This is a genomic window from [Muricauda] lutisoli (nom. illeg.) (genome assembly GCF_017313105.1).
In the GTDB taxonomy this organism is placed as follows: Bacteria; Bacteroidota; Bacteroidia; order Flavobacteriales; family Flavobacteriaceae; genus Flagellimonas; species Flagellimonas lutisoli.
Genome location: NZ_JAFLND010000001.1, coordinates 854,846 through 880,711 on the forward strand (window position 1 = coordinate 854,846; position 25,866 = coordinate 880,711).

Below are 25,866 nucleotides of genomic sequence, written 5' to 3' on the forward strand. Positions count from 1 at the left end.
AGGAGGTTCCTAAAATTCTATATGGTCCTTGTAACCGGGTTAAGAGAGAATGGGGACTAATACTTACCATGGGCCATAAACCCTGATTTGGGCCGAGTTCACCCCATTCTCTTTTTGATTACTACCAAAGTTATCCATAAAATAAAGGACAAAGATTTAGTGCGATGACCAACTATTAGGAATCAACAATGACGGTTCTTAAATGGAAATCTAATCTAAAGGATTTGGGACGCATATTATTCTACGTATAAAAGCTCAGCTTTGATTATACTTAAAATAAAGATAGTTACCATTGTCTGTCCCCATTCACTTAGATTGAACATGTTCTTTTTGTAATGACTGGTCAGATGTGGTAAGTCTATTGTAGTCCCATAATGGCCATCCAAACTTACGTAAGTTGTTTTCGACTTTTCTATCGAGAAATTAACAATTATGAATTTTCCTGAAAAAGGAAAGATATCCAGATAATATATGTAACTTCATAAGGAACCCTCCTGCTTGATTTTGATATCAACATTCCGTGTACGTAAGAGTACAATAAAGTTGGTTTATGATTTTCGTCCAGCAAAAAATAAAGAAGACCATGGTGGTTTTCAGGCTATAATTGTTCCTTTTAATTTTAACATTCCATACCATGATCAACACACAATTTTCAAAGATGATTTCCAACGACATTACAGAAAAAATGACCTATGCCCCCAACGCCATATCCACAATCTCTGTGCTCAAGAAAAAAACAGGAGAGATCAAGGCATTGTCTTTTGATATGGGAATGGAACTGGAGGGTAAGGGGTCTACAAAATCTATATTTTTTGAGATCATAGAAGGTAAGGCCAAAATAACCATGGACGACGAAACGACCCTCTTGAAATTGGGAGACACCGTGGTTATCCCAAAATTTACGGATTATTTGATTGTTGCAACAAATAAATTCAAAATGATATTCATAGACTTAAATTTAACCCTGAAATGTTTACGACTGAATAAAAAGTCCACTGTAAACAAACTGTATAAAGCAGGACAAACGGTCTATTCTAGGAAGAACCCAAAAAAGGCTTTAATTGTCCGGGCATTTCTCAATAAAATATACTATTGCTATGTTAAGGATTCTCCGGACGAGAAGGAAGAGGTGTATTTTGAAAGAGAATTGTCCCTTTAACTTTCTTGTACGATATCAGGGTTCATTACTGGACACATCAAATGAAAAACCCCTGTTTCCAGGGATTCCACATTTATAAATCAGATCGATAGAACTTATTAGATACTAAGAGGTTTTGGGCCTTGGTTCTGGGTTGGGGCCATACTTTACAGACGTACTTCCAATTCGGAGCTTTTCCGTCAATTATCGCCAGAGCTTGCATGACCTCTTGGGCTCCTTTTGAAGCGGCATCGCCGCCAACGGTCAAGATCATTAATTGTTCCGGGGGTATGCCCAATGACTCCCGTACCGCCACAATTTTAGGGTCGCCCTTGTCAAAAGGGTTAAAAGATGTGGTGTCACACCCAACAGGGAGCACTTCGATAGTTGATGCCTTGATGCCATCCCTTACATACATTTCCTTGAACCAGTTGGAGGTTACCAAGATCAGCGGCAGTTCGTTCAGGACTTCTTGGTAGTTGGCAATATAGCCATCGGCAACCAACCAAGGGATGGGCACATTTCCATAGCGCTGAGGGTGCAGGACCAAATGTGGGGTATGGCCCCAATACCCAATGCCCACGACTACATCCGGCTCGAACCACCGGTAATACCATTCTTACTCCTGTGCTGATTCAAAATGGACCGCATGTGCGTCCACACCAAGTTCTAATAGGCCACGATAAAGCAGATCTCCCTGGGTCGCAAGACCACCGGGAGAGGGAGGATAATCGTAAAGGACCAGAACTTTCATGTTTTAAATCTTAAGTGGGTTGTTGTTGAATTCCCTCGTGTTCCAACCATTTTTGGGCATCTATACGGTCATCGAATATCCAAAAGGCTTCTTCCCTTGGTGTTGTTTTCGCTTCGAACCCTGTTTTTTCAAATTCGTATACTTCAGTAATTATCCGGTATTTTTCCTTCCAAATGGATTTTGGAAGCGTTTGATGGATATTTGCAGTTTTAATCGCTTGGGGATAGTATTTTTTGTAGCCATCCTCAAAAGCAAAGGTCCACAGTTCATCGGTGGAAATCTTTTGCTCGCTCCATAACTCGATTACCGCCCTGCCTATTTCTTCATGACGTAGATGCCTCGTATATTCACCAGTGGGACTGTGCGTTAGTACAAGGTGAAAATTCTGCTTGGGAAGCAGTTTTTCAATGGCCTTTTTCACCACTTTTTTGCTGAGCGGTCTTTGTTCCGCACTATCGTCCAGATTGCCCATGCGGCCCTCAGCTTTATAAATGGCAAGCACTTTTTTAAATTTTGGGCCACGATCAGGGTCATTTTTCCGGCATAAACAGGCAATGAACCAATGATGCTCTGGATACATAAGTAGGGTGCCACCGCACCACAAGGTTTCATCATCGGGGTGTGCAACAATGACCAAGATGTTTTTTTTCTCCTTGGTTTTGATGGTTTTCATAGCGTTTTTGGGTTTATTCCATTTTAGATTTTTTGGCAACCGGAAGCACTGCACCGGCCATTTCCCCGATAATGTTCACCAGTTCACTGCCCGCGGGCACCACTATTTTGGTATTCGTTTGTAAGGATGTTTCCACGGCCTGAAGTTTTCTGAGGATTTGTGCGTTCCCTATAAAAAATTTATCGGCAGCTTCGTTTACCAGCTTTATGGCTTCGGCCTCACCCTCGGCGTGGAGTATCTTCGTTCTTTTGTACCCTTCGGCTTCTTTTATTTTCGCCCTTTTTATTCCATCGGCGACTGTTTCTGCCGCAGTGGCGGAATCTATGGCCGCAATTTTTTCGTTTTCGGCCTTTACCACTTTGTTCATGGTTTCCTGCACATCCTTGGGCGGGTCAATTTCCTTTAACTCGGTCCTTACTATTTCAATGCCCCAACCCATGGTTTCCGTATGGAGCGTTTTGTACAGCTCCGCGTTGATCTTGCCCCGTTCACTATTGGCCGATTTCAAGGTCAATGTACCAATGATGTTCCTAAGCGTTGTACGGGCAAGATTTACGATTTGATACCTGTAATCGTTTACATTGTAAATGGATCCCTTTACACTCTCTTCGTTATCCTTGACCCTAAAATATACTTGGGCATCCACACTGGCATTAAGGTTGTCATTGGTGATGATCTCTTGGGGCTGCGCGTCCACCATTTGTTCCGTAACGTTGACGATGAATATTCGGTCAACGATCGGGATAATCCAATGAAAACCAGGACCGGCAAAACTGGAATATTTCCCCAATCTTTCAATCAAACCCCTTTGTGTGGGGCGAACGATTTTAACCCCTATTAATAGAGCAATCAGTACAGGAATAATAACCAGGAGGTAGGGATGCATATCACACGATTTAAATATTGTTGATGGGAAACTTTTATAAAATGATGTTACTCATAACCACTTTTAATAATGGTAGAGATCATTTTAAAGCGCTCATTGGCCTTAATGGTGTTTTTGGAATGTGCAGGGATGATAATGGCCTGTCCGGTTTCCAAGGTCTGTGAATTGCCATCGATCAAGATTTCGGCCCGGCCCTCGATGATTTGGATGAAAGTATCGAAAGGCGATATTTTTTCTGTTAGGTTTTCGCCTGAATCAAATGAGACTGCTGTAACATTACCAGTAGTCTTTTTTAAGATGGTCTTTATGACCACTGCATTGGGAACGTATTCAATGATTTCGACAATTATGAAGACTTTTGATTTTTCGACATCTACATTTTCCATAGCTAAGATTTTATGAGAAGGAAGGAAGTGGGGCTTTTATTCCCTCCATTCAACCAGCATAAAGGTGCAGAATCCTCAAGGATAATGTATTACACGGGAAAGAGGAATAGTTGCAGTTTTCCCACATTTATCGTGGGGTCAAGAGTTGGAGAAATAATCTCTTTGTTACATACCGAAAAGATTGAAATGGTAATTTTACCTTTCTAGAGCAATCACAGATCCTCCAGGTTTTTAAGGCGCTTCTTTTTTAGTTTTTTATAATACGAAGGCGTTAGTCCCGTAATTTTTTTAAACTGGTTTGATAAATGGGAAACACTACTGTAATGCAGTAAATAGGATATTTCTGTAAGGTTCAGTTCATCATATAGCAACAGTTCCTTTATTCTTTCTATTTTGTGCAAAATGATGAACTGCTGAATGGTAATTCCCTTCACCTCGGAAAAGGTATTTGCCAAATAGGTGTAGTCATAGCCTAATTTTTCGCTAATGTAATCGGAGTAGTTCATCTTGGGCAGTTCATCCGAATAATGGACCATTTCTGTAATAACGGACTTAATTTTTTCGATGATGATCTTCCTTTTGTCATCCAGAAGTTCTAGACCATATCTCTTAAGGTTCTTACGTAAAGCGTTTCTTTGAAAATTAGTGATGTCTCCCAAAATCTCTATGGTTCCTAAATCTACATTGACATAATGGAGCCCTAGCTTTTTGAGTTCTTCCTTGACCACCATCTTGCAACGCAAGCTAACCATGTATTTTATATAAAGGAACATTGTTCTTGAATTAGTTGTTCTTGAGCAAGCGAAGCGAAATGGTCGTTGATAGGTGATTTATACAACTCTTTTTGGAAATTATATAAACACCAGGATGGGATATATACTTACCTTTTAATGATATGAAAAGTAAGATTGTACATTACGAAAGAAAAGATAATCAACTGTTGCAAGAGATTTTTGATCTGACCCTTTCCTTTCAAATGGAGTTCCCTGAAATATACGACAATTTAATGGAAACACCACTCTTTTTAAACTATGAAAACAAAGGAATATCAGAAAATGAATTTGAGGAGTATTGCAAATTTCTTAAAGCACAGCTGCGGGTTTTCGAAAAGGGAGGCAGTATGATGTAAACCATTAAGGATATAAACGCAAGCTATGTTTGCTATTTATAGAAAATGTAATCAAAACACTGTTAACCTATGATATATGTAATATTTCTGAATATTTCTGTAGCTAATTCCTGAAGGGAATACACCAACTTTGTGTAGTTCATTTTTAATCAATAAACTAACAGTAATCATTATATGCTATGAAAAAGAAAAATGTTATACAACTAATCCCTTGGAAAATAAGATATTTCCTAAGACCGATATTTTATAACGGTACAAATGGAGCAGTCAAGATGGAGAAAAAAAACGACAAGGATTTTCCTTGGTTTGTTTAGATAAGAGAGGTTTTGGCAAGCCACATTAATTTGGCAAAGAACTTTCCAGTTACACAAAATGCCAATTTAATTATTAAGTAATCGTCCCTGATTTTATATCAGAGTCTCAAATAAGGGCAGGAACTAAAAAACACTGCCCTTTTTAATCCTTAAGTGCTGAACTCCCAAAAAGGACGATGGCCTGCATAATTTTAAGTTTTCAAATTAATATTCAATGGTAAATCAATATCCAAATGCGAAAATGTTTCATCTTTTTCACCGTCTATTTGGCAATTCTGTTTCTAGAGGCCATATTATGAAAAGTAAAATCCATATCAACTAAAAATAAGATCTATGTCCAAAGAAAAAGGAGGTAAGCGAAAATCAGACAAGACAGCTCCTTTAAAATCACCCAAAGAAAAAAAGGCGGCCAAAAAAGCAAAGCGGGATGCCAAAAATGGGTCTGAATAGAAGTAGAAATACCACAATCCTATCATAAATCATGCAAACCGAAGAATTTGAGGAGTCCAAAACGTTTAACCTCACCAATATACTGGAGTTTAATTCCAATGCCATTGTAGTAAAAAATATATGTATCCAAGATAATTGTGTACTACAGGCTTTCGCATTTGATTTCGGCAAGGTTTTGTCCCATGCCGAATCACCATATCTTCGGTTTGTTCATATCATTGAAGGAAAAGCTGAGGTGGTCATTGATGGCAATTCAACTTTCATGCTTAGAGGTGATTCCATAATTATACCCACCTCCACGGTCTGCTCTTTTGAAGCAAACCATAAATTCAAGATGCTATGTGCCACCATAAAAACTCTATGATCAGTTTTTTCATAATTAGAAAAGCATTTTTATCAAAAAGAATACTGAAGTGATAATATATAAAAAAGGCGATCTTGTTTTTGCCAAGGTAAGGCCCAGCGTCATTCTTGTGGTACGATTGTATGTACGTAAGGTCTATTATTGTACCATCCAAAACGGGCCTGGTACAAATGAACTGGTTTATTTTGATTGTGAACTTAAGCCGTATAGAGGTAAGTTATCGATTCTAAAACAGATAAATGATCATCATTGAAATTGAACATGGCATCTATAATTATTAAGTTCGTTCTAATTCACTTAACGGTGGGCTGTATCAGAGGAGGGTACAGATACCTTATGATTAAAAAACACCAATACAATTACTATCACCACTCCATGAAAATTGTAGGTAGATTGGCTCACAATTGGTTATATGGCACCTTCAATTCAACAACCCTTCTCATTTCAATCTGCTTGACTATTTTGGTATTTATCATCTCCATAGGCTGATAAGACATATCCCGATTCAGAATAACTGTGTTGATTTAGGCTTCTTAATCGGTCAAACTTTTTATGTCTTCATTTTAATGGACTTACTGCATTCGACCTGACTTTTTCCTGGAAACTCAGTTTCTTTTTCAATAACTGCATATCCTCACTGACTTTCCGGTTCAAAATTTTCGCATAATGTTGTGTGGTTCGGAGTGATTTATGCCCTAACATTTTACTTACAGATTCAATGGATACACCATTGGAAAGGGTTACTGTGGTTGCAAAAGTGTGTCTGGCCAAATGAGTGGTCAGGTGTTTTTTGATTCCGCTAAGGTCCGCTATTTCCTTTAAATAGGCATTCATTTTTTGGTTGGTCAATACTGGTAGCACCTTTTTATCTACAAGTAAGGGACTGTGCTCGTATTTTTCGAGTATCATCAATGCAGTGGGAAGAACAGGAATGTTGCTTTTGGTTTTTGTCTTGGTACGTTTGGTATTTATCCAAAGATCTCCATCAATTCCTATCACAAAATCATCATGTGTCAGTTTTTTTACATCTGCATAGGCCAATCCGGTAAAACAACAGAAAACAAAACAATCCCTTACATGCGCCAACCGTTCATTTGTAAAAGGATGATCCATTAGTCGTTGAAGCTCTTCATCAGTCAGGAATTCCCGTTCTACAGTTTTTAATCGTGCTTTCCAATTGGCAAAGGGGTCTGTTTTGATCCAACCATTGGCATAAGCGATTCTAATGATCTTTTTAAAGTTCACCACATATTTGATTGCCGTGTTATGGCTGCACTTTCTTTTTGTCTTTAGATAATATTCGAAACCGGAAATAAAGGAATGATCCACATCTACGACAGGAATATCTTTCTTTCGAAGCTCGTTCTGTAAATATTCGGCCAAATGACTTTTTGCGGTTTTGTATCGTTCTGCTGTGCCAGGAGCAAAATCTTTCCCAACTAATTTTTCAACCCTGTCATTATGTTCTTGAAAGATTTCCAATAACATTTTTGAGGGCTTATCCACACCTAGGTAAGAATTTTTAAGTGAAACAGCGGTCAATGGTCGGCCCTTGTCTTTCAATCTATCTGCATGCCGAAAAAGGTCGGTACGTATTTTCATTAATTGCGAATTCAGTTGACGTACTTCTTGGGAGAACCCCAATACCTTTCCATTGGTGGCATCCCAGGTGTTGGGGTAAATTTTGCGACCTGTGCTGAACTCCGAACGCTTTCCATTTACCGTGATTCTGATGTAGATCATTGCTCGACCTGCTTTATCGGTTTTGTGCTTTTTGATGTAGAATAAGAGAGATAACATAAAAGGGACACCTATTTTAACATTGTTCTCCTTGAAATTAGTAAAAAAAAATTAAAATTTAATCCTCGTAATGTATTGAATAACAATATTTTAACTGATATTAGGTGTCCCTTTTTGGCGAGATTGTAGGTGACACCGAATTGGGCACCTATTAGGATGAAATCAAATGATATCATTTGACATCAAAAAAAATAAAAACCCTGTAAATCAATAATTTACAGGGTTTCTTGTTTTGAGATGGTGTCTCTCAGCGGAGGAAGAGGGATTCGAACCCCCGGAGGTGTGACCCTCAACAGTTTTCAAGACTGCCGCATTCGACCACTCTGCCATTCCTCCTAAGCGGGTGCAAATATATAAAGCTTTTTGTTATCCCAAAAGACCTTTTTGCATTATTGTTTAATTCACTGGTTCAAATCATTTTACATCAACTGTATAAAAGTTTGTAAAAATCAGTTGGTGGGTTAAAAACAATGGTCATACCTTTGTTTTTATGCTAGAATGGTACCACTATTTGCTTTTGGTGGCTGTAGGTTTTGCGGTCGGATTTATAAACACTGTAGCAGGAGGTGGGTCTTTGTTATCATTGCCCACACTCATCTTTTTAGGCTTGCCGCCCGCCGTGGCGAACGGTACCAATCGAGTCGCTATTGTTATCCAAACAGCCATGGCAACCGCCGGTTTTAAGAGCAAGGGCATTTCCACCTACCCCCTTAATATATATTTGGGAATAGCTGCCTTTTTGGGATCTATTATAGGGGCCTATATTGCCGTGGATATAGATGGGGAAACCTTTAATAGGATTTTGGCCATTGTAATGCTGGCCGTAGTGCTCATTATCATATTTAAACCCAAGATGAGGGTGGGGGAATTAGAGGAACGGCTTACAGGCAAATATCTTTGGGTAAGTTTGATCGTATTTTTCTTCTTTGGAATTTATGGAGGTTTTATAAACGCCGGTCTTGGTTTTTTAATGATGTTGTTCATGCATTTTTACAACCGAATGAACTTGGTTCGGGTCAATGCCACCAAAGTTGCGGTTGTGTTTATATACATGTTGGCCGCCTTGGCCGTTTTCGCCTTTAATGATAAGATTGATTGGAAACTGGGGTTTATACTGGCCATCGGTAACGGTTCGGGAGCATGGTTCGCCAGTAGGTTCTCCGTAAAAAAAGGGGATGGATTTATAAAAACATTTTTAGTGGTTGCCGTAATCGTGATGGCTGTCAAACTATGGTTTGGAGACCAATTAATGGATTGGATCTGCAACTATATTCTAAGTGATGATTATTGTAGTTGAATAATTTTTTGATAAAGTAATATGCCTGGATTTGAACTTTTTGGAGACAAGGAAAGAAAAGAAGTACAAGATGTAATGGACTCTGGAGTGCTGATGCGCTATGGGTTCGATGGTATGCGCAACGGACATTGGAAAACCAAGGAACTTGAAGCAAATCTGTCCAAGCGTATGCAATCTAAATATACTCATGCCGTAAGCAGTGGTACGGCAGCATTGACGGTTGCATTGGCAAGTGCCGGCATTGGAGCGGGGGATGAAGTAATTATGCCCACCTTTACCTTTGTTGCCAGTTTTGAATCCATTCTAGCCCTCGGGGCCGTGCCGATTTTGGTCGATATTGACGACACCCTTACCTTGAAGCCCGAAGCGGTGGAAAAAGCCATCACACCCAAAACTAAAGTGGTAATGCCCGTGCATATGTGCGGTTCCATGGCCAATTTGGACGCTTTGCAGGCCATTTGTGACAAACATGGGCTCTTGTTGCTCGAAGATGCTTGCCAAGCTATTGGCGGCACTTACAATGGAAAACCTTTGGGCAGCATTGGCGACCTTGGATGCTTTTCTTTTGATTACGTAAAAACCATTACCTGCGGAGAAGGAGGGGCGGTAATTACAGATAATAAAAATTACTACGAAAATGCACATAAATACTCCGATCACGGTCATGATCATGTTGGAAATAATCGAGGAGCAGAAGAACATCCATTTTTAGGATACAATTTCCGAATCTCCGAGATGAATGCTGCTGTAGGAGTAGCCCAATTGGCCCGATTGGATGAGTTTGTCGGCATTCAAAAAAGGAATTATACCATTTTAAGGGAAGCATTGTCAACTATTTCTGAAATTGTTTTTAGAACGGTGCCCGATGGAGGCGAGGAGAACTATTCTTTTCTCAATTTCTTTTTGCCAAGTGGGGATTTTGCCCAAAAAACGCATCAAGCTTTGAGCGAAGTTGGTGTTGATGGTTGTTTTTATTGGTACAACAACAATTGGCATTATTACAAAAAGTGGGAGCATTTGACCGAAATGAAATCCTTGGGCAGGCTACCAAAAGATGTCCAAGAGTCTTTGCCCGATTACAGCAAGGCTGATTTCTCCGAATCCGATAAATGGATGTCCAGAAATATTTCCTGCTTGATCAAATTAGGATGGTCGGAAGAGGAAGTAACCGATCGGGCCAGTAAAATGGTGGAGGCTATTAAGTCGGTTCTTTAATATTTTACATACTCCACAATCTCCAGGCCGTAACCTACCATTCCCACACGTCGGGTTTGACCGGAATTGGTCAATAATCGAATCTTCGATATATTAAGGTCGTGCAAAATCTGAGCACCGATACCAAAATCCTTGTTGTCCATTTCAATTTTGGGCGCTTTGCTTATGCCTTCCTTTTGTAATTTTTTGAATTCGGATAACCTGCTCAACAAATTCATGGATTGGTTGCCTTGATTTATAAAGATCATGGCGCTTTTTTCCTCCTTGTTCAAAGCATCGAACATACGTTGTAAGCCTTCGTCCGGATTGTTGGTCAAGGTTCCCAACATATCGTTGTTTACCAACGTAGAGTTGATGCGGGTCAGTACGGGTTCACCACTTTTCCAATTTCCTTTGAGCAAAGCAATATGGACTTGGTCGTTGGTGGTTTGTTGGTATGCCCGTAATCTAAACTCACCAAACCTGGTGTTTATGGTAAAGGCTTCTTTAAGTTCGATCAAGCTATCATGCTCCATGCGGTAGGCAATCAAATCCTCTATGGAAACAATTTTAAGATCGAACTTTTTGGCGACTTCCAGTAGTTGGGGGAGTCTGGCCATAGAGCCATCCTCGTTCATAATTTCCACAATTACCCCAGCAGGTTCCAATCCGGCCAGTCGTGCAAAATCAATCGCGGCTTCGGTGTGCCCTGTTCTGCGCAAAACCCCTCCTTCTTTAGCAATTAGGGGAAAAATGTGTCCTGGTCGCGCCAATTCATGTGGCTTTGTAGTTTTATTGGTGAGTGCGAGAACCGTTTTTGCTCTGTCAGCTGCCGAAATTCCTGTGGTTACCCCATTGCCCCTTAAATCTACGGAAACCGTAAAGGCCGTCTCCAACGGGTCGGTATTGTGGTTTACCATTTTATGGAGTCCCAAATCCCTGCATCGCCCTTCGGTAAGTGGGGCACAGATAAGTCCTCGACCATGGGTGGCCATAAAATTGATGGTTTCAGGGGTAATCAGTTCAGCGGCTGCCAAAAAATCACCTTCATTCTCCCTGTTTTCATCATCTACAACAATAATCACTTTACCTTGTCTAATATCGGCAATGGCTTCTTCTATGGCATTTAGCTGTATTTTTTTGTCTTTGGCGATCATTGGTCTTCAGCTTCTTTTGCTTTCTTTTTAAATATTGATTTGATGCGGTCAATAAAATGACCAAACCCGATTAATCCTTTGTCTGCAGTGGCACGTCTGGTCAACGATATGCCCAAGGGCAACATGATCAATGTGGGGAGCCACGCCCCTAAGGCAGGGTGAATGTTTCCTTCTTTGGCATAGTTACCTGCAAAAACCCCAATAAAATAATAGGTCAAAAATAAGATGATTGCAACCACCATGGGCAATCCCAGCCCTCCTTTACGGATTATGGCCCCTAAAGGCGCTCCTACAAAGAACAAAATAATACAGGAAAGTGCAAGCGCGTATTTTTGGTGAAGCGATAAAATATGACTGTTATAGAACTTATACCTACTTTGCAGTTCGTCTTTTTTGGCAACTACTGTGTTTAAGATACTGGAAACCTCGTTTTGGGCTTTTTTCATTACTTGAATCTGCTCCCACTGCACTAAACTCTTGATGAACTCATCTATAGTTTTAATGGAATCTTGTTTGGCCTCTTCTATAGTGTCTCGCTTAATGGCCTCCAAGTTTTTCTGGGTACTGTCTTGAGGTACGGTATTTTGAAAAGCTCCCATGCGATTCACTACGTTTTTGGAGAATGCCGCTACTTTTTCCAAGTTGTTTTCACGGAGAGAATCAATATCCTTGATGAGTCGCCCTACGTTTTTCATCTTATTGGTGGTGATATTTTGATCCTCTTCCAAATCTTGTTCATTGAGCTCCGAAATGTCAATATTAATGGTATAGGTTTCGAAATTCGACTTAGCAAAAGGCTGTTTCCGCTTTTCTTTGGAGTCTTTCGGCAAAACTTCCTCATAATAATGTCCATCCTTCAATACCAGTTGAATAATATCGGATTCCTCACTACTGATCAATTCCCCCGATTTTGCCTTGATCACCGTGTTGTTGATGTTCTGCTCTGTTTTTTTATGGATGATGACATTGTCCAAAAAACGGTCTTGCTCTCCGTATTTTTTATCCACTTTGATGTTCATTCCCTCGCCAGTCCCTTCAAAATCACTGAAAACCCCTTCGGTGATGGCAGCCGCGGGCTTTACTTTAGCGATATTTCGCCTAAGGTTGAACATTTTTTGCTCAGATTTCGGTATCACATCATTTGCGAAAAAGAAGGTGACCAAACCTAAGAAGAGTACAAATACGATTAGACTTCGCATCCCACGTTGGAGCGATATCCCAGATGCTTTCATGGCGGCAAACTCGTAGTTTTCCGCAAATGTACCAAAGGTAAGGATGGAGGAGAGGAGTACCGTAAGGGGCAGCACCTTGTCCACCAATGTAGGGATAAAGTAGAAAATAAACTTGCCAATAATAACCATGCCCAGTCCTTTTCCCGCCAAATCATCGATGAACAGCCATATTCCCTGAAAGATGAATATGACGATCAGAATGAAAAAAGAACTGAAGAAGTTGTAAAGAAATCTTCTTAGTATATACTGATCAAGTATTTTCAATGCCTAGTTTCTTATGATATAGTACCCTTTGTCCTCGTACTTTTTCTCGTCAAAGGTAAACAGAGTACTCGATATGGGCTGATTGGTTTTGAAAGAATTAACGGTAATGGTGGTTTTGGTTCCATTATTGCCCGTTTGAATCAGCTTGTAGATATGCTTTGTTTGCGTATCAATCCCCAATAAAACTGATTTGATTTCTGTGTTGGAATCAATCGGAATCAATTTTACATATTGAATTTTTCTGCCACCTACATTTTGAAGAATGTCCCATTGGTAATTGTGTCCTGTTTTGTAAAAGGTCAACATTTTAGATGGGCTCACGTTGTCGTTATCCTCGTTTACGTCCTCAATGGTTACCTCCTCGTTTTCTGGAACCACGGTATATACTTTGTTTCCGTCGTACAATTGCTTGGCCCCGAAATAATTCAACAAATACTTTTCTCCTTGGAGTGTTACATTTCCGTTGGTTTCCTGTTTTAAATTGGCTTCAGTGTTTTCCAAAGTGGATTGGAAGTCAATATAAATATTGTCGTAGCTCTGCACTTTGTTGTATACCTCGTCCAAAAGCTCTTTGGCCTTATCTGAGTTTTGTCCATAGGAAAATAGCCCTACTGTAAACAATGTTATTAAAAGAATACTTTTCTTGATCATGGTTTTATTTTGCTTCATTTTCTAATAGTTGATCTAAGGAATACATATCGGGAACCAGAACTTGTCGCGCCTTGCTTCCTTCAAAAGGGCCTACGATTCCTGCAGCCTCCAACTGATCTATGATTCGACCAGCTCTATTGTACCCCAATTTTAATTTTCGTTGTATCAAAGAGGCGGAGCCTTGTTGAGCTGTTACAATTACTTCGGCAGCTTCCCTGAACATGGCATCTCTATCCGCGATATCATTATCAAGACTTGTGCCAGATTCTTCGCCCACATACTCTGGCAATAGATGAGCTTCTGGGTAGGCGCGTTGTGACCCGATATAGTCTGTGATTTTAGCCACTTCTGGCGTATCCACAAAGGCACATTGTAGCCTTGTTACATCGTTCCCTTGCGTGTAGAGCATATCACCTCGTCCGATAAGCTGGTCCGCTCCCTGTGCGTCCAAAATGGTCCTGGAATCAATTTTTGAGGTTACCCTGAACGCTATCCGTGCTGGGAAATTGGCCTTTATGATACCTGTAATAACATTCACCGACGGTCTTTGCGTAGCAATGATCAAGTGAATACCGATCGCACGGGCCAATTGTGCCAATCTGGCAATAGGTGTTTCCACTTCCTTGCCGGCTGTCATGATCAAATCTGCAAATTCGTCGATGACAAGTACAATGTAGGGCAAGAATTTATGCCCGTCGTTCGGATTTAATTTTCTGGCCTTGAATTTGGTATTATACTCCTTTACGTTCCTTACCATAGCTGATTTGAGCAACTCGTAACGGTTGTCCATTTCAATACAAAGGGAGTTCAACGTGTTGATCACCTTGGTGTTGTCCGTAATGATGGCTTCCTCGGAATCGGGAAGTTTTGCCAAAAAGTGACGCTCAATTTTGTTGTACAGGGTCAATTCCACCTTTTTCGGGTCGACCAAGATAAATTTGACCTCTGCTGGATGCTTTTTATAGAGTAATGAGGTGATGACAGCATTCAACCCTACCGATTTTCCCTGACCGGTAGCACCAGCCATAAGCAAGTGTGGCATTTTGGCCAAGTCCACTACAAAAGTCTCGTTGCTGATGGTTTTTCCGAAAGCGATGGGCAGCTCCATCTCCGCTTTCTGGAATTTGTTGGAAGCAATCACCGATCGCATGGAAACAATGGTTGCGTTTTTGTTGGGCACCTCTATACCCACAGTCCCTTTTCCAGGGATAGGGGCAATGATACGGATTCCCAATGCAGCCAAGGACAGGGCGATGTCGTCTTCCAAATTTTTGATCTTGGAGATACGGATCCCGGCCTCGGGAACAATTTCGTATAGGGTTACCGTTGGGCCAATGGTCGCTTTGATTTGGGCAATCCCTATTTTGTAATTTTTGAGGGTGCTTACAATCCGGTTCTTGTTTTCCTCAAGTTCTTCTTGGTTAATGGTAATGCCTCCCGAAGCCCCGTGGGCCTCCAACAGATCCAATGTTGGGAATTTGTAGTTGCCCAATTCCAATTTGGGATCAAACTCCCCAAAATCCTCTACCAACTTGGCAGCTTTGGCATCGGTCTCTTCCTCTATGGTGGTTTCTTCGACCTTTAGGTCGATATCGGATTCCTCTTCTTCTGGAATGTTTACATCAAGTCCTGCTTCATCCAAAGGAGGAATATCCTTTTTATGGGTGTAGGTATCTATTTTTTCGGGAACGGTATCCTCTGTGGTCAGCTCAATGCTTCCTTCTTCATTATCCAATGTGGATTCCGTAGTGGTTTCGGTTGATGGATCTTCATTAAAGTCCGACTTGATTTTTTGCTTTTGCCTTTTGAAGAAATTGGCGAATCCTTCTGGTGTAAAATTGAACAGTCTTACCAAAATCACCATCAAAACAAATATCAGAATCAAGAACACACCGATCTTACCTGTATAATCTTGGAGAAAATCGTTCATTTCATAACCAATGAGTCCTCCCAGCAGCGGAAAATCAGCAGCGAAAAAACCTAGGGCAACGGACACCCAGATGACCCCGACCAAGCCCCAAATCCATTTAGAGATCAAACGTGTTCCGTTTAGGCCAAGAAATAGATAAAGCCCGGTAATGGCCAATAAGATCGGAAATATAAAAGAGGCCAGGCCAAAGCCTTTGTACATGAAAAAGTGGCTTACATTGGCCCCGAATTTGTTCAGTAAGTTGCTGGCTTCGGCATTGCGGTCGGCAAACTGGGACAGCATACTCTGATCCTCCTGCCATGTAAAATAAAATGACATAAAGGAGAAGAAAAGAGCAATACTTAGAACAATCAAAAGGCTACCAAAAATAATCTTGTTCTGCTTGGAAGGCTTAAAGGAAACCTTCTTCTTGGCAGTTGTGGTAGTTTTTTTTGATTTGGATTTTGTTCGTTTTTTGGCCATTAATCAATTTTAAGCGGGGCTAAGTTACAAATTTACGTTGCTACTCGGGGTTATGGATTTTACTAAAAGATTTTGGGCACATAGATGATCAAACCAATAATACTTGCTATAACCGATACTATCATAACGGCTCCTGCGGAAATATCTTTTATCACACCAATTTTAGGGTCCATATTGGGCTGAATGTAGTCACAGATTTTTTCAACAGCCGTGTTCAACCCTTCGACGCCCATGACCAAACCAATGGCCAACAGCTGTAATATCCACTCTGTATTCGAGATTTGAAAGTAGAAACCGAAAGCTGTAACGACCACAGCAATAACAGCTTGAATTTTGATGCTGGATTCTGTGCGCAATAATAGAAACATGCCTTTTAGGGCATATCCCACACTTTTTATCCTGTCCCTAAAAAAAGATTCTTTTGGCATTTAAAATGCTTCAAGTATGTTTTGAAAATGGTTGCAATGCTGCAGTAAAGAGCAAGTTCGGTGCCAAAAATACTAAAAAACTCTCCTAAAAGTGTGTTGTAAAAGTATCTGGTCCACAACTATTTTAAAGGATGGCCCCATCGGCATTGAAACCATAAACAACACAATTGAAAAAGTTGGTCAGAATGACTAACTGCTTGGACTATTACTTGTGGCCAATTGCTTGATCTTTATTCTGAATGCAGCAAAAAGCAAGGTCATAAACGGGCTTAACCAGTTGAAGACAGCATACATGGCGTACTCTCCGACACCAACGCCCAAAACCCCACTATGGTAGGCTCCACATGTGTTCCAAGGTACCAAGACCGAGGTTACAGTACCTGAATCTTCCAAAGACCGGCTGAGGTTTTCAGGGGCTAGTCCACGTTCCTTATAGGCCTTGGCAAACATTTTACCAGGTACTACGATGGCCAAATATTGGTCGGATGCGGTTACGTTTAAAGCCAAACAACTCCCTACGGTACTGGCGAAGAGCCCAAAGGTGGTCTTGGCCAATTTCAGAAGGGATTCTGTAATACGCTCCAAAGCTCCGATACCGTCCATAATGCCTCCAAAAACCATGGCACATACAATCAGCCAAATAGTGCCGAGCATACCGGACATTCCGCCCGAAGAGAATAGGTCGTTCAAGGCTGGATCGTCGGTAGCTATGTTAGTATCAACGGTTATCGCATTTAAAATGCCTTTGTAGCCTGTTTCAAAGTTCAATGCGGATCCCCCACCAATGTTGGCGACAATATCGGGCTGAAAAATAAGTGCAAAAACACCGCCCAATAAGGTCCCGATCAAAAGGGCCATTAACGGAGGTGCTTTTTTTACGATCAATAAGATTACCACTAAGGGCACTAAAAACAACCAACCATTTATGTTAAAAGTGCCACCAATATTTTCTAGAAGAGAACTTGTATCTGCCACACCCGACGTATCAATGGTAAAACCAAGTATGATGAACACGATCAAGGTGACCACAATCGTGGGAACAGTAGTGTAGGTCATGTAACGAATATGGGAGAACAAATCGCCACCAGCCATGGCAGGTGCCAAGTTGGTGGTATCGCTCAATGGCGACATTTTATCACCGAAGTAAGCACCGGAAAGCACAGCTCCCGCCGTCATCCCTAAGGAAATGCCCAAGGCGTCGCCTATACCAATCAAAGCAATACCTACAGTTGCCGCCGTGGTCCAACTACTTCCGGTAGCTATGGATATTATGGCGCAAATAATTACGCTGGCGGCCAAAAATATAGTGGGATTCAGTATTTGAAGTCCATAATAGATCATGGCGGGAATAATACCGCTGACCAACCAAGTGCCCGATAAAGCGCCGACCATTAAAAGAATGAGTAAAGCTCCCGTGGTAGACCTTACATTTTCGGCCACTTCCGCAATCATCTGTTTGTAGGATACCTTATTGAAAATACCGACGATGGCGGCTACGGCACCCCCCATCAACAAAATGAATTGGTTGGAACCACTTAGGGCATCGTCCCCAAAAACATATACATTATAGGCCAACATGGCAACCAAGGCAAAAACAGGGATCAATGCTTCCCCAATGGTTAAATCTTTATTTTCTACAATGCGTTCATTCTCCCTAAATTTTGGCTTTTCCGTTTTTTTCGGCATTTGGTCTGAGTTTGTTAGAAGGTAATATTACGATTTTGCACTATGTTGTGCAAACAGCATATATTCCGTTCCGCTTAATCGTAGGTTAAGCGAATAAAGCCAATGTTCCGATATGTGTACTGGTTTTGGCAATTCAGAGTGGATTTAGTGGTAGTAGAATCCATTGGGATATTGAAAAATTGTTGTGAACGGTTTTAAATCAATTTTCTTTGGTTACAGGTCTTATTCCAAAAATCAATAAATACCCTATCATCCAGAACTCCCCGATCGTAGCAGGTAAAGTGAGTATTCTTGTCCATGAACCTGTTGTGACACCGGAATAGTTTATGATGGTACTTAACAGATAGCCAACTCCACCAACAATTAATGTTCTGCCCAACCACACAGGCATTCTTTTTGAACTGGTAATGATGTACCCCAATGGAATGAGCCAAAGGCCAAAGAACAAACCGCCAACGCTCCAAGAATTTGATATAACGTTGGACAGCACATCAATGGATATTATCTTATCTTCCAACAATTGAGAAGATAGGGCTATTTTAATGGAAGCGCCCATAGCTATGGCGCTGACCATGATAACAACTGCATTAACGGTTCCCCAGATCGCTGTTGCGAGTGCAGCCCATTCATTGCAACTTTTAAATAGGCGGTAAAACCAAATGGCAGTAAGTGCTTGTGAAACGATAATCACCAACTCCAACAATAACCTAAGCCTCGCAACTGTTTCTGCCTCTAGAATGTTGCTCAATGTTTGTTCGGGGTTGGCACTGTAGACCTGTGAGTGGAGTATGAGAAACCCTAAAATGCCGGATATAGCCATAAGTAGGTACCATATTCCGGCCGTTCTTGCTGTTGCCAATAACTTACTTCGTTTATCGTCAATATTCAGATTCAAACCTTTATCCATTCGCTCCTAAAATTTCAATTTAGCTGATTAAACTAATATGGGACGATAAAAAGTGCATTTTGATACAAGAAAACTTAGATTCTGTACTGCTAGCACCTATGTCAAACTAGTTTCGGGCGATAAAATATCCAGCTTTTCCATACAGCTTCGCATGGTAATATATGTTTTATGGATGTCGTTGTCCAGACCAATAGAGAAACGGATAAGTCCTTGGGACAGTCCGAGTTCTTTTTGTTCTTCTTCAGGTATTTCGGAAGAGGTGGAAGTTCCCGAAGCACTGAACAAGGTTTTGTAAAAACCAAGGCTTACCGCTAAATACCCCAACTTTTCTTTTTGCATCAATTCCATCAGTGCGTTGGCTCTTTCTACCGAACCGACATCGAGGGTAAGCATACCACCAAAACCGTATTCGTGGTTCATCTGTGATTTCATGAGGTCGTGGCCAGAATGACTTTCCAATCCAGGATATACCACTTTTAAACCATCCTTCTCAAATTGTTTGGCCAAGTAATGGGCATTTTCACTGTGTTTTTTGATTCGAATGTGCAGCGTTCGCATATTTTTTAAAATGGAAGCGGCACGTAAACTGTCCAATGTACTTCCCAATAACATTCCAGCTCCATTGTTCACATCTTTTAAACTCAAGCAGAAATCCGCCGTACCACAAACAGCGCCTGCCACACAGTCGCTACTGCCATTGATGAATTTGGTTAAACTGTGCACTACAATATCGGCACCTAGTTGTGCTGCATTAATGGTTAACGGAGAAAAAGTGTTGTCCACTATTAAAGGCATATCATTTTTCTTGGCGATTTTTGATAGTGACGGGATATCGGCAACTTCCAATAATGGGTTGCTAATGGCTTCACAATAAATCATTTTGGTTTTGGACGTGATGGATTTTTCTACGGTATCCAAATCGGTGATGTCAACAAAGGAAACATCAATGTTGAATTTCTTCACAAAATTCTTAAGAAAAGCATAAGTGCCCCCATAAATAGTTCTACTGCAAACAATATGATCGCCCGAATCACATAATTGTAGAATCACAGCGGTGATGGCGCCCATTCCGCTAGCGTACACATTGGCGGACTCCGTTCCTTCCAATTGTGCCATGGCTTCCCCCAAATATAGGTTGGAAGGGGAGGAGTGACGGCTGTACAGGTAGCAGCCTTCGGTGTTTCCTTCGAACGTATCGAACATGGTCTTTGCTGACAGGAAAGTGTAAGTTGATGAATCTGAAATAGAAGGGTTTACACCTCCGAATTCACCAAAATATTGAAGGTCTTGTATGTGTTCTGATGCTTTATAGTCCATAATGTACAGTTTTTAGTAAAATTATGAATTTGTAGACCCTAAGTCAAGAGTATTGTATAAATGAAGATTATTTGACATTAAAAATAATATTATTAGGAAAATAATCTATAAAATGTGATTTTAGCCGCATAGACTAGAAAATTCGTCGGTATGAAATTGGATAGCATAGACATTGAACTGATAAGATTGCTTCAAGCGGACAGTAAAAAAACAACCAAACAATATGCAGATGCGCTGAATTTGTCCAAAACGGCCGTTTATGAGCGTATCCGCCGGTTGGAGCGGAATGGGGTAATTACACAATACACCGCTTTGGTGGATAAGTTAAAGGTAGGGCGCGACTTTATGGTACTTTGTCAGATTCGATTGGTGCAACATACCAAAGAAAATGTCCTAAAGTTTGAACGCGAAGTACTGCAATTGGAAGAAGTCTCCGAATGTTTCCACGTGGGCGGGGATTACGACTACATTTTAAAGATCTATGTAAAGGATATGAAGAGCTATCGAGAGTTCATGGTCACTAAGCTCACAGCCATTGCAAATATCGGGAACACCCAAAGCTCTTTTGTGATCAACGAAGTGAAGAACAGCCCATCCGTTCATATCTAATATAAAATCAACAATTAACAATGACCAATAATCCAAACTATCTGACCATCTAGAAATCGAACCATCCAAAAATCAAATATTCTCCCTTCAGCCTTAACCCAACAATCCAACAGAATTGATTGGGACTGTCCCGAAAAACATTTGTATTTTTACGCTTGTTTTAACGAAACACAGTTTTTAAGCAATTATCCTTACAAATAATACAATATGAATCAATATGATGTAGCCATCATCGGCTCTGGACCAGGGGGCTATGTGGCGGCCATTCGATGTGCCCAATTGGGAATGAAAACGGCAATTATAGAAAAGTATGCCACGCTTGGTGGAACCTGCCTCAATGTAGGTTGCATCCCATCCAAGGCGCTTTTGGACTCATCACACCATTACGAAGATGCCGTAAAACACTTTGAGGAGCACGGCATTGATATTCCAGGTGAAGTAAAAGTGAACTTGGAGCAAATGATTGCCCGCAAACAAGGTGTAGTGGATCAGACCACCAAAGGCATCGATTTTTTGATGAACAAAAACAAGATTGATGTATATCACGGAGTGGGAAGCTTCAAAGATGCTACGCACATCAATATTGTAAAAGAAGATGGAGAGGAGACCATTGAGGCCAAGAAGATTATCATAGCTACAGGTTCAAAACCTTCGTCCCTACCGTTTATTGAAATTGATAAAGAACGAGTGATCACGTCTACCGAGGCGTTGAAATTGAAAGAGGTTCCAAAACACCTGATCGTAATTGGCGGCGGGGTCATTGGACTGGAGCTCGGACAAGTATACAAGCGCTTGGGTGCCGATGTAACCGTAGTGGAGTACATGGACCGTATTATTCCGGGGATGGACGGTGCATTGTCCAAGGAACTCACCAAAGTGATGAAAAAACAAAAAGTGAAGTTCAATCTTTCCCATAAAGTAAAATCCGTGGAGCGCAAAGGTGACGAGGTAATCGTAAAGGCCGATGACAAAAAGGACAAGGAAGTGACCATAAAAGGCGACTATTGTTTGGTCAGCGTTGGCCGTAAGCCCTATACCGATGGATTGAACGCCGAAGCTGCAGGAGTGAAACTGGATGAACGGGGCAGGGTAGAGGTGAACGAACACTTACAGACCAATGTTTCCAATATTTACGCTATTGGCGATGTGGTAAAAGGAGCCATGCTGGCGCACAAAGCTGAAGAAGAGGGAACCATGGTTGCCGAAATCTTGGCGGGTCAAAAACCACATATCGATTATAATTTGATTCCCGGAGTGGTTTACACCTGGCCAGAAGTTGCGGCTGTAGGTAAAACAGAAGAGCAATTGAAGGAAGAAGGCGTGGAATACAAATCAGGTCAGTTCCCCATGCGTGCTTTGGGAAGAGCCCGAGCCAGTATGGATATTGATGGTTTTGTGAAAATTCTTGCCGATAAGAACACCGATGAGGTATTGGGTGTCCACATGATCGGGGCGCGTTGTGCCGATTTAATCACAGAAGGTGTCACGGCCATGGAGTTTAGGGCATCCGCAGAGGATATTTCCCGCATGAGCCACGCCCACCCAACTTTTGCGGAAGCTGTTAAGGAAGCTGCTTTGGCTGCAACCGATGATAGGGCGCTGCACGTGTAGTCAGAGAAAAGTCAAGAAATATGAAAAGCATTCAGTCTTACGATTGGATGCTTTTTTTAGCTCCTAACAGTACGTAATAGACGACGTAGAAAAAGTCGGATACGAATAATACTTTCACGAAGTACGGGAACAGAAATCTCTTTCAATTCGATGAGCTGGTACTTGGCAAACGAAATGCCCCACGAGATTTGTGATTTGATGTTCGCTTCGTATTTATTGTATTGCAATGCCAAAAACGTACAGGCGACCATAAAGGCAAAGGCACCTGGGATCACAATTTCCGGTGACAGTGAACGATTGAAGAATCGATACAAGCCCAATCCGGTAAAACTTCCGTAAAGGATGACAAAGTGGATTACGTAGATGGAAAGTGTGCTCGCCCCGATTTTCAAAACGGTTTTGTTCGTCATAAGTTGGCGAAGTATCATAAATACGGCAAATACCACAAAAACATTCCCCAATCTTATGAACAAGTAGTTGTTGGACAAAATCAATTTAAGGAATTCAAAACCCGTCCAATCATACAAAACCGCAAAAGCCGAAGAGGATCGATAAATCAGCAAATAACCGATAACCAATGCTATGGAAATGGCAGCAGGGTACAAATATTTGTAATTTTTGAATCGGGTAAAAAGCACAGAGATAAAAGCACCTATAGTGGTATAGCCAAACCATGGAACAATGGTGAAAACCGAACCGTTGGCCTTGGTAAAGTAATTGGCCAAAAAGTCGGGCAAAAAGGCAAAGGACCAATCCTTATAAACTCTTTCGAACAAGAAAAGGACCAAGGTGACAATTACCAACACGGTAGGGAATACATACTTTTTCTTTTTAGCGGTGAGCACATAAATGCCAATAAGCCCTAAAATGGACAGCCCAATGCAATGCAGTACATCGATAAGATAGAAACCATTGTAGATCTGGCCCTTTAAAAGCCCGCCAAGATTCAACCGAAGCAAATAGCCAATGGCCAAAAGTTGCAATCCTCGCCGAATTCCTTTGGAAACTCTTGGATTTTTCATTCCGGTCTGGGGCACCCGAATCAACAAATAGGTGAAGATAAACCCAGAAACCGTAAAAAAGACAGGAGCGGTAATTCCCCTAAAATAAAGCCAAATATTGTAAATGGTACTGCTGGAATCCCTGAAAATGGGGTCCAACAATCCATCGATAAAGTGGCCTTGGAGCATCATCAAAATGGCCCATGCCCTCATGGCATCGATAAAAAATAACCTGTTGCTTTTGGCTGTCATCTGGTTCATGTTCACCCTATATACTTGTTTTGCAGGCCGTTTGGATGTTTGTCGCGCCAAAAATATGCAAAATAGTCGCACCTATGTTTTTATTGAGGTATTTTAGCGAAACAATCAATCAATTTAGGGTATGGCTGAAATTTTGGCATTTGCTGGTAGTAATTCTTCCACTTCTATCAATTTTAAATTGGTGGAACATACTGTTTCTTTGGTGCAAGATCATGATATTCAGACGCTCAACATGGCTGAGTATGATTTTCCAATGTACAGCGAGGACCATGAAGCTGAACATGGGTTTCCCGATGCTTTGGTGAAATTAAAGGAGCGATTGGAGCATTCGGATGCCATGGTACTATCCGTAAACGAGCACAATGGAAACCCTTCGGCCTATTTTAAAAATATATTGGATTGGCTTTCGCGTATGGACCGCAATTTCCTTCTTAACACGAAGTTCATGTTGATGTCCACTTCGCCAGGTCGTTTTGGAGGAGTCAGGTCTTTGGTTGTTGTGGAAGGTATGATTCCCAAATTTGGCGGAGAAGTAGTGTCCACTTTTTCCCTAAAATCATTCAATGAAAATTTCGGGGAAGCCGGTATTCTGGACGATGATATGAAATCGCAACACCAGAAGGCATTGGACACATTCTTGAATTCCTTAAATAAATAGGTATTGCGAACACAACGTTCCTTTAAGATTGATTCCCTTGCAAAGAGTAAAAAGGCTGTGTTTGAATGGTCACGAAATCATCGTCATGTGGTTTGGTTGGATAGTAATTCGCACATTGATAACTACTCGAGTTTTGAAGCCTGTCTTGCGGTTGGCGCTCCTAAAATATTCAAGGTAGCTGATGAACTCCACACTTTTTTAAAAGAAGAAAACGAATGGCTTTTCGGATACTTTTCCTATGATTTTAAAAATGAACTGGAGAATTTGTCTTCCGATAATTTGGATTCTTTGGCCTTTCCGACGATACAGTTTTTTTGCCCGAACAAACTTATCATTGTAGCGGACGGACAGCTTCATTTTAAGTATTTGGAAACTTTTGCCGATGAAATTGAAGTTGACCATAATGAAATAATCAAGAGTAAGCCACTTGAACCATCAAACAAAAAGGAGACCTCCATCAACATAAAAATGCGCATTCATAAAGATGCTTATTTTGAAAAGGCAAACCGTTTTTTGGAACACATTCACAGGGGAGACATTTACGAGGCCAATTTTTGCCAAGAGTTCTATGCAGATGATGTTTCAATTGACCCTTGGGAAACTTATCGTAAACTGAACGGTATATCCGAACCACCCTTTGCGGCCTTTGCTAGGTTGGGCGACAACTATTTGATATGTGCATCACCCGAAAGGTACGTTAAAAAAATCGGTGAGAAAGTGATTTCCCAGCCCATAAAAGGAACTGCAGGAAGGGGGAATAATGAGTTGGAAGATGAAAAAATCAAAAAAGAACTATCCCAAGATCAAAAGGAACGTTCTGAAAACATTATGATAACGGATCTGGTCCGTAACGATTTATCCAAAAGTGCATTACGGGGCTCTGTGGAGGTTGAAGAACTTTGTAAGCCATACACCTTCAAGCAAGTGCATCAGTTGATCTCTACCGTTGTTTCAAAGGTTTCACCGGATAAAAACCCATTGGAATTGATTAAGGAAACCTTTCCAATGGGTAGTATGACGGGCGCTCCAAAAATCTCCGCAATGAAAATCATTGAAGAACAAGAAGAGACTAAACGGGGCCTCTACAGTGGCGCTGTCGGCTATTTTGCTCCAGATGGGGACTTTGATTTCAATGTGGTCATTAGAAGTATTTTGTACAATGCCCCTGAAAAATATGTGTCCTTTTCCGTGGGGAGTGCCATTACCTCACAATCTGAACCGGAAAAGGAATATGCGGAATGTTTGCTCAAGGCCAAAGCCATGCGAACCGTTTTGGAAGAAGGCTAAGGTTTATTCGTAAATTCGCA

General features: G+C 41.0%; 24 protein-coding genes and 1 tRNA gene. 9 read left to right on the forward strand and 16 right to left on the reverse strand.

Annotation, left to right across the window (positions count from 1 at the left end; genetic code table 11):
- The first annotated feature begins 634 nt into the window (after positions 1-634).
- Positions 635-1,159, forward strand: coding sequence for a cupin domain-containing protein (locus J0X13_RS04070; protein WP_207070172.1), 525 nt, complete (start codon positions 635-637; stop codon positions 1,157-1,159).
- Positions 1,160-1,232: 73 nt separating this feature from the next.
- Here the strand turns inward: J0X13_RS04070 and J0X13_RS04075 are convergent, their stop codons facing one another.
- The 5 genes from J0X13_RS04075 to J0X13_RS04095 form a co-directional block, all read right to left on the reverse strand.
- On the reverse strand, positions 1,233-1,721 hold the full coding sequence (locus J0X13_RS04075) for a glycosyltransferase family protein (protein ID WP_207070173.1): 489 nt from the start codon (positions 1,719-1,721) through the stop codon (positions 1,233-1,235).
- Between the two features lie 181 nt (positions 1,722-1,902).
- On the reverse strand, positions 1,903-2,565 hold the full coding sequence (locus J0X13_RS04080) for a PIG-L deacetylase family protein (protein ID WP_207070174.1): 663 nt from the start codon (positions 2,563-2,565) through the stop codon (positions 1,903-1,905).
- A 13-nt stretch (positions 2,566-2,578) separates the two neighbouring features.
- Positions 2,579-3,451: an SPFH domain-containing protein gene (locus tag J0X13_RS04085; RefSeq protein WP_207070175.1), complete on the reverse strand. Its 873-nt coding sequence runs from the start codon at positions 3,449-3,451 to the stop codon at positions 2,579-2,581.
- 47 nt (positions 3,452-3,498) lie between these two features.
- Complete coding sequence (locus tag J0X13_RS04090) at positions 3,499-3,837, reverse strand: cupin domain-containing protein (RefSeq protein WP_207070176.1); 339 nt, start codon at positions 3,835-3,837, stop codon at positions 3,499-3,501.
- A 212-nt stretch (positions 3,838-4,049) separates the two neighbouring features.
- Entirely contained in the window at positions 4,050-4,610 is a 561-nt protein-coding gene (locus J0X13_RS04095; RefSeq protein WP_207070177.1) for a helix-turn-helix domain-containing protein, read from the reverse strand.
- A 122-nt stretch (positions 4,611-4,732) separates the two neighbouring features.
- Here J0X13_RS04095 and J0X13_RS04100 point away from each other — a divergent pair, with 122 nt between their 5' ends.
- Both J0X13_RS04100 and J0X13_RS04105 read left to right on the forward strand, forming a co-directional pair.
- A complete protein-coding gene (locus tag J0X13_RS04100; RefSeq protein WP_207070178.1) occupies positions 4,733-4,966 on the forward strand; it encodes a hypothetical protein in 234 nt (77 codons plus the stop codon).
- Between the two features lie 795 nt (positions 4,967-5,761).
- Entirely contained in the window at positions 5,762-6,094 is a 333-nt protein-coding gene (locus J0X13_RS04105; RefSeq protein WP_207070179.1) for a cupin domain-containing protein, read from the forward strand.
- 558 nt (positions 6,095-6,652) lie between these two features.
- On the opposite strand, the gene J0X13_RS04110 is transcribed toward J0X13_RS04105, so the two are convergent.
- Together J0X13_RS04110 and J0X13_RS04115 are read right to left on the reverse strand one after the other, a co-directional pair.
- Positions 6,653-7,894 (reverse strand): site-specific integrase, encoded by a 1,242-nt coding sequence (locus J0X13_RS04110; protein WP_207070180.1) that lies wholly within the window; start codon positions 7,892-7,894, stop codon positions 6,653-6,655.
- A 251-nt stretch (positions 7,895-8,145) separates the two neighbouring features.
- Positions 8,146-8,230: transfer RNA gene (locus J0X13_RS04115), tRNA-Ser, on the reverse strand.
- A 154-nt stretch (positions 8,231-8,384) separates the two neighbouring features.
- Between J0X13_RS04115 and J0X13_RS04120 the strand changes: the two genes are divergently transcribed.
- Both J0X13_RS04120 and J0X13_RS04125 read left to right on the forward strand, forming a co-directional pair.
- Positions 8,385-9,191: a sulfite exporter TauE/SafE family protein gene (locus J0X13_RS04120; protein WP_207026703.1), complete on the forward strand. Its 807-nt coding sequence runs from the start codon at positions 8,385-8,387 to the stop codon at positions 9,189-9,191.
- A gap of 21 nt (positions 9,192-9,212) precedes the next feature.
- Positions 9,213-10,406: a DegT/DnrJ/EryC1/StrS family aminotransferase gene (locus J0X13_RS04125; RefSeq protein ID WP_207070181.1), complete on the forward strand. Its 1,194-nt coding sequence runs from the start codon at positions 9,213-9,215 to the stop codon at positions 10,404-10,406.
- Here the strand turns inward: J0X13_RS04125 and ribB are convergent.
- The 8 genes from ribB to J0X13_RS04165 form a co-directional block, all read right to left on the reverse strand.
- On the reverse strand, positions 10,403-11,542 hold the full coding sequence (gene ribB, locus J0X13_RS04130; RefSeq protein WP_207070182.1) for a 3,4-dihydroxy-2-butanone-4-phosphate synthase: 1,140 nt from the start codon (positions 11,540-11,542) through the stop codon (positions 10,403-10,405). The two genes, J0X13_RS04125 and ribB, sit on opposite strands and share 4 nt — an antisense overlap.
- A complete protein-coding gene (locus tag J0X13_RS04135) occupies positions 11,539-13,038 on the reverse strand; it encodes an LptF/LptG family permease (protein WP_207070183.1) in 1,500 nt (499 codons plus the stop codon). Before J0X13_RS04135 ends, ribB begins: the two co-directional genes overlap by 4 nt.
- Before the next feature lie 3 nt (positions 13,039-13,041).
- Positions 13,042-13,689, reverse strand: coding sequence for an outer membrane lipoprotein periplasmic chaperone LolA1 (gene lolA1 / locus J0X13_RS04140; protein ID WP_207070801.1), 648 nt, complete (start codon positions 13,687-13,689; stop codon positions 13,042-13,044).
- 4 nt (positions 13,690-13,693) lie between these two features.
- Complete coding sequence (locus J0X13_RS04145) at positions 13,694-16,081, reverse strand: DNA translocase FtsK (protein ID WP_207070184.1); 2,388 nt, start codon at positions 16,079-16,081, stop codon at positions 13,694-13,696.
- 62 nt (positions 16,082-16,143) lie between these two features.
- Complete coding sequence (locus J0X13_RS04150) at positions 16,144-16,509, reverse strand: diacylglycerol kinase family protein (RefSeq protein WP_207070185.1); 366 nt, start codon at positions 16,507-16,509, stop codon at positions 16,144-16,146.
- 189 nt (positions 16,510-16,698) lie between these two features.
- Complete coding sequence (gene nhaC, locus J0X13_RS04155) at positions 16,699-18,195, reverse strand: Na+/H+ antiporter NhaC (protein ID WP_207070186.1); 1,497 nt, start codon at positions 18,193-18,195, stop codon at positions 16,699-16,701.
- Positions 18,196-18,394: 199 nt separating this feature from the next.
- Positions 18,395-19,102, reverse strand: a complete 708-nt coding sequence (locus J0X13_RS04160) for a DUF4386 domain-containing protein (protein ID WP_207070187.1) — start codon at positions 19,100-19,102, stop codon at positions 18,395-18,397.
- A 96-nt stretch (positions 19,103-19,198) separates the two neighbouring features.
- Complete coding sequence (locus tag J0X13_RS04165) at positions 19,199-20,419, reverse strand: aminotransferase class I/II-fold pyridoxal phosphate-dependent enzyme (RefSeq protein ID WP_207070188.1); 1,221 nt, start codon at positions 20,417-20,419, stop codon at positions 19,199-19,201.
- 150 nt (positions 20,420-20,569) lie between these two features.
- Between J0X13_RS04165 and J0X13_RS04170 the strand changes: the two genes are divergently transcribed.
- Both J0X13_RS04170 and lpdA read left to right on the forward strand, forming a co-directional pair.
- Positions 20,570-21,028 carry an Lrp/AsnC family transcriptional regulator gene (locus J0X13_RS04170; protein WP_207070189.1) on the forward strand — a complete coding sequence of 153 codons (459 nt, stop codon included), beginning with the start codon at positions 20,570-20,572 and terminating at the stop codon, positions 21,026-21,028.
- Positions 21,029-21,235: 207 nt separating this feature from the next.
- Positions 21,236-22,639, forward strand: coding sequence for a dihydrolipoyl dehydrogenase (gene lpdA, locus J0X13_RS04175; RefSeq protein WP_207070190.1), 1,404 nt, complete (start codon positions 21,236-21,238; stop codon positions 22,637-22,639).
- A gap of 56 nt (positions 22,640-22,695) precedes the next feature.
- Here the strand turns inward: lpdA and J0X13_RS04180 are convergent, their stop codons facing one another.
- Positions 22,696-23,892, reverse strand: a complete 1,197-nt coding sequence (locus J0X13_RS04180) for a heparan-alpha-glucosaminide N-acetyltransferase domain-containing protein (RefSeq protein ID WP_207070802.1) — start codon at positions 23,890-23,892, stop codon at positions 22,696-22,698.
- A gap of 130 nt (positions 23,893-24,022) precedes the next feature.
- Between J0X13_RS04180 and J0X13_RS04185 the strand changes: the two genes are divergently transcribed.
- Together J0X13_RS04185 and J0X13_RS04190 are read left to right on the forward strand one after the other, a co-directional pair.
- Positions 24,023-24,559 carry an NADPH-dependent FMN reductase gene (locus J0X13_RS04185; protein WP_207070191.1) on the forward strand — a complete coding sequence of 179 codons (537 nt, stop codon included), beginning with the start codon at positions 24,023-24,025 and terminating at the stop codon, positions 24,557-24,559.
- 3 nt (positions 24,560-24,562) lie between these two features.
- Complete coding sequence (locus J0X13_RS04190; protein ID WP_207070192.1) at positions 24,563-25,846, forward strand: anthranilate synthase component I family protein; 1,284 nt, start codon at positions 24,563-24,565, stop codon at positions 25,844-25,846.
- Positions 25,847-25,866: the final 20 nt, after the last annotated feature.

Bases quoted from the DNA above. Each gene is read 5' to 3' on its own strand.
- J0X13_RS04170 (WP_207070189.1), top strand. From the start codon at position 20,570: ATGAAATTGGATAGCATAGACATTGAACTGATAAGATTGCTTCAAGCG.
- J0X13_RS04095 (WP_207070177.1), bottom strand. From the start codon at position 4,610: ATGTTCCTTTATATAAAATACATGGTTAGCTTGCGTTGCAAGATGGTG.
- J0X13_RS04165 (WP_207070188.1), bottom strand. From the start codon at position 20,419: ATGGACTATAAAGCATCAGAACACATACAAGACCTTCAATATTTTGGT.
- J0X13_RS04120 (WP_207026703.1), top strand. From the start codon at position 8,385: ATGCTAGAATGGTACCACTATTTGCTTTTGGTGGCTGTAGGTTTTGCG.
- lpdA (WP_207070190.1), top strand. From the start codon at position 21,236: ATGAATCAATATGATGTAGCCATCATCGGCTCTGGACCAGGGGGCTAT.
- J0X13_RS04160 (WP_207070187.1), bottom strand. From the start codon at position 19,102: ATGGATAAAGGTTTGAATCTGAATATTGACGATAAACGAAGTAAGTTA.
- lolA1 (WP_207070801.1), bottom strand. From the start codon at position 13,689: ATGATCAAGAAAAGTATTCTTTTAATAACATTGTTTACAGTAGGGCTA.
- J0X13_RS04100 (WP_207070178.1), top strand. From the start codon at position 4,733: ATGAAAAGTAAGATTGTACATTACGAAAGAAAAGATAATCAACTGTTG.
- J0X13_RS04085 (WP_207070175.1), bottom strand. From the start codon at position 3,451: ATGCATCCCTACCTCCTGGTTATTATTCCTGTACTGATTGCTCTATTA.
- ribB (WP_207070182.1), bottom strand. From the start codon at position 11,542: ATGATCGCCAAAGACAAAAAAATACAGCTAAATGCCATAGAAGAAGCC.
- J0X13_RS04150 (WP_207070185.1), bottom strand. From the start codon at position 16,509: ATGCCAAAAGAATCTTTTTTTAGGGACAGGATAAAAAGTGTGGGATAT.
- J0X13_RS04185 (WP_207070191.1), top strand. From the start codon at position 24,023: ATGGCTGAAATTTTGGCATTTGCTGGTAGTAATTCTTCCACTTCTATC.
- J0X13_RS04125 (WP_207070181.1), top strand. From the start codon at position 9,213: ATGCCTGGATTTGAACTTTTTGGAGACAAGGAAAGAAAAGAAGTACAA.
- J0X13_RS04090 (WP_207070176.1), bottom strand. From the start codon at position 3,837: ATGGAAAATGTAGATGTCGAAAAATCAAAAGTCTTCATAATTGTCGAA.
- J0X13_RS04080 (WP_207070174.1), bottom strand. From the start codon at position 2,565: ATGAAAACCATCAAAACCAAGGAGAAAAAAAACATCTTGGTCATTGTT.
- nhaC (WP_207070186.1), bottom strand. From the start codon at position 18,195: ATGCCGAAAAAAACGGAAAAGCCAAAATTTAGGGAGAATGAACGCATT.
- J0X13_RS04145 (WP_207070184.1), bottom strand. From the start codon at position 16,081: ATGGCCAAAAAACGAACAAAATCCAAATCAAAAAAAACTACCACAACT.
- J0X13_RS04070 (WP_207070172.1), top strand. From the start codon at position 635: ATGATCAACACACAATTTTCAAAGATGATTTCCAACGACATTACAGAA.
- J0X13_RS04110 (WP_207070180.1), bottom strand. From the start codon at position 7,894: ATGTTATCTCTCTTATTCTACATCAAAAAGCACAAAACCGATAAAGCA.
- J0X13_RS04105 (WP_207070179.1), top strand. From the start codon at position 5,762: ATGCAAACCGAAGAATTTGAGGAGTCCAAAACGTTTAACCTCACCAAT.
- J0X13_RS04180 (WP_207070802.1), bottom strand. From the start codon at position 23,892: ATGACAGCCAAAAGCAACAGGTTATTTTTTATCGATGCCATGAGGGCA.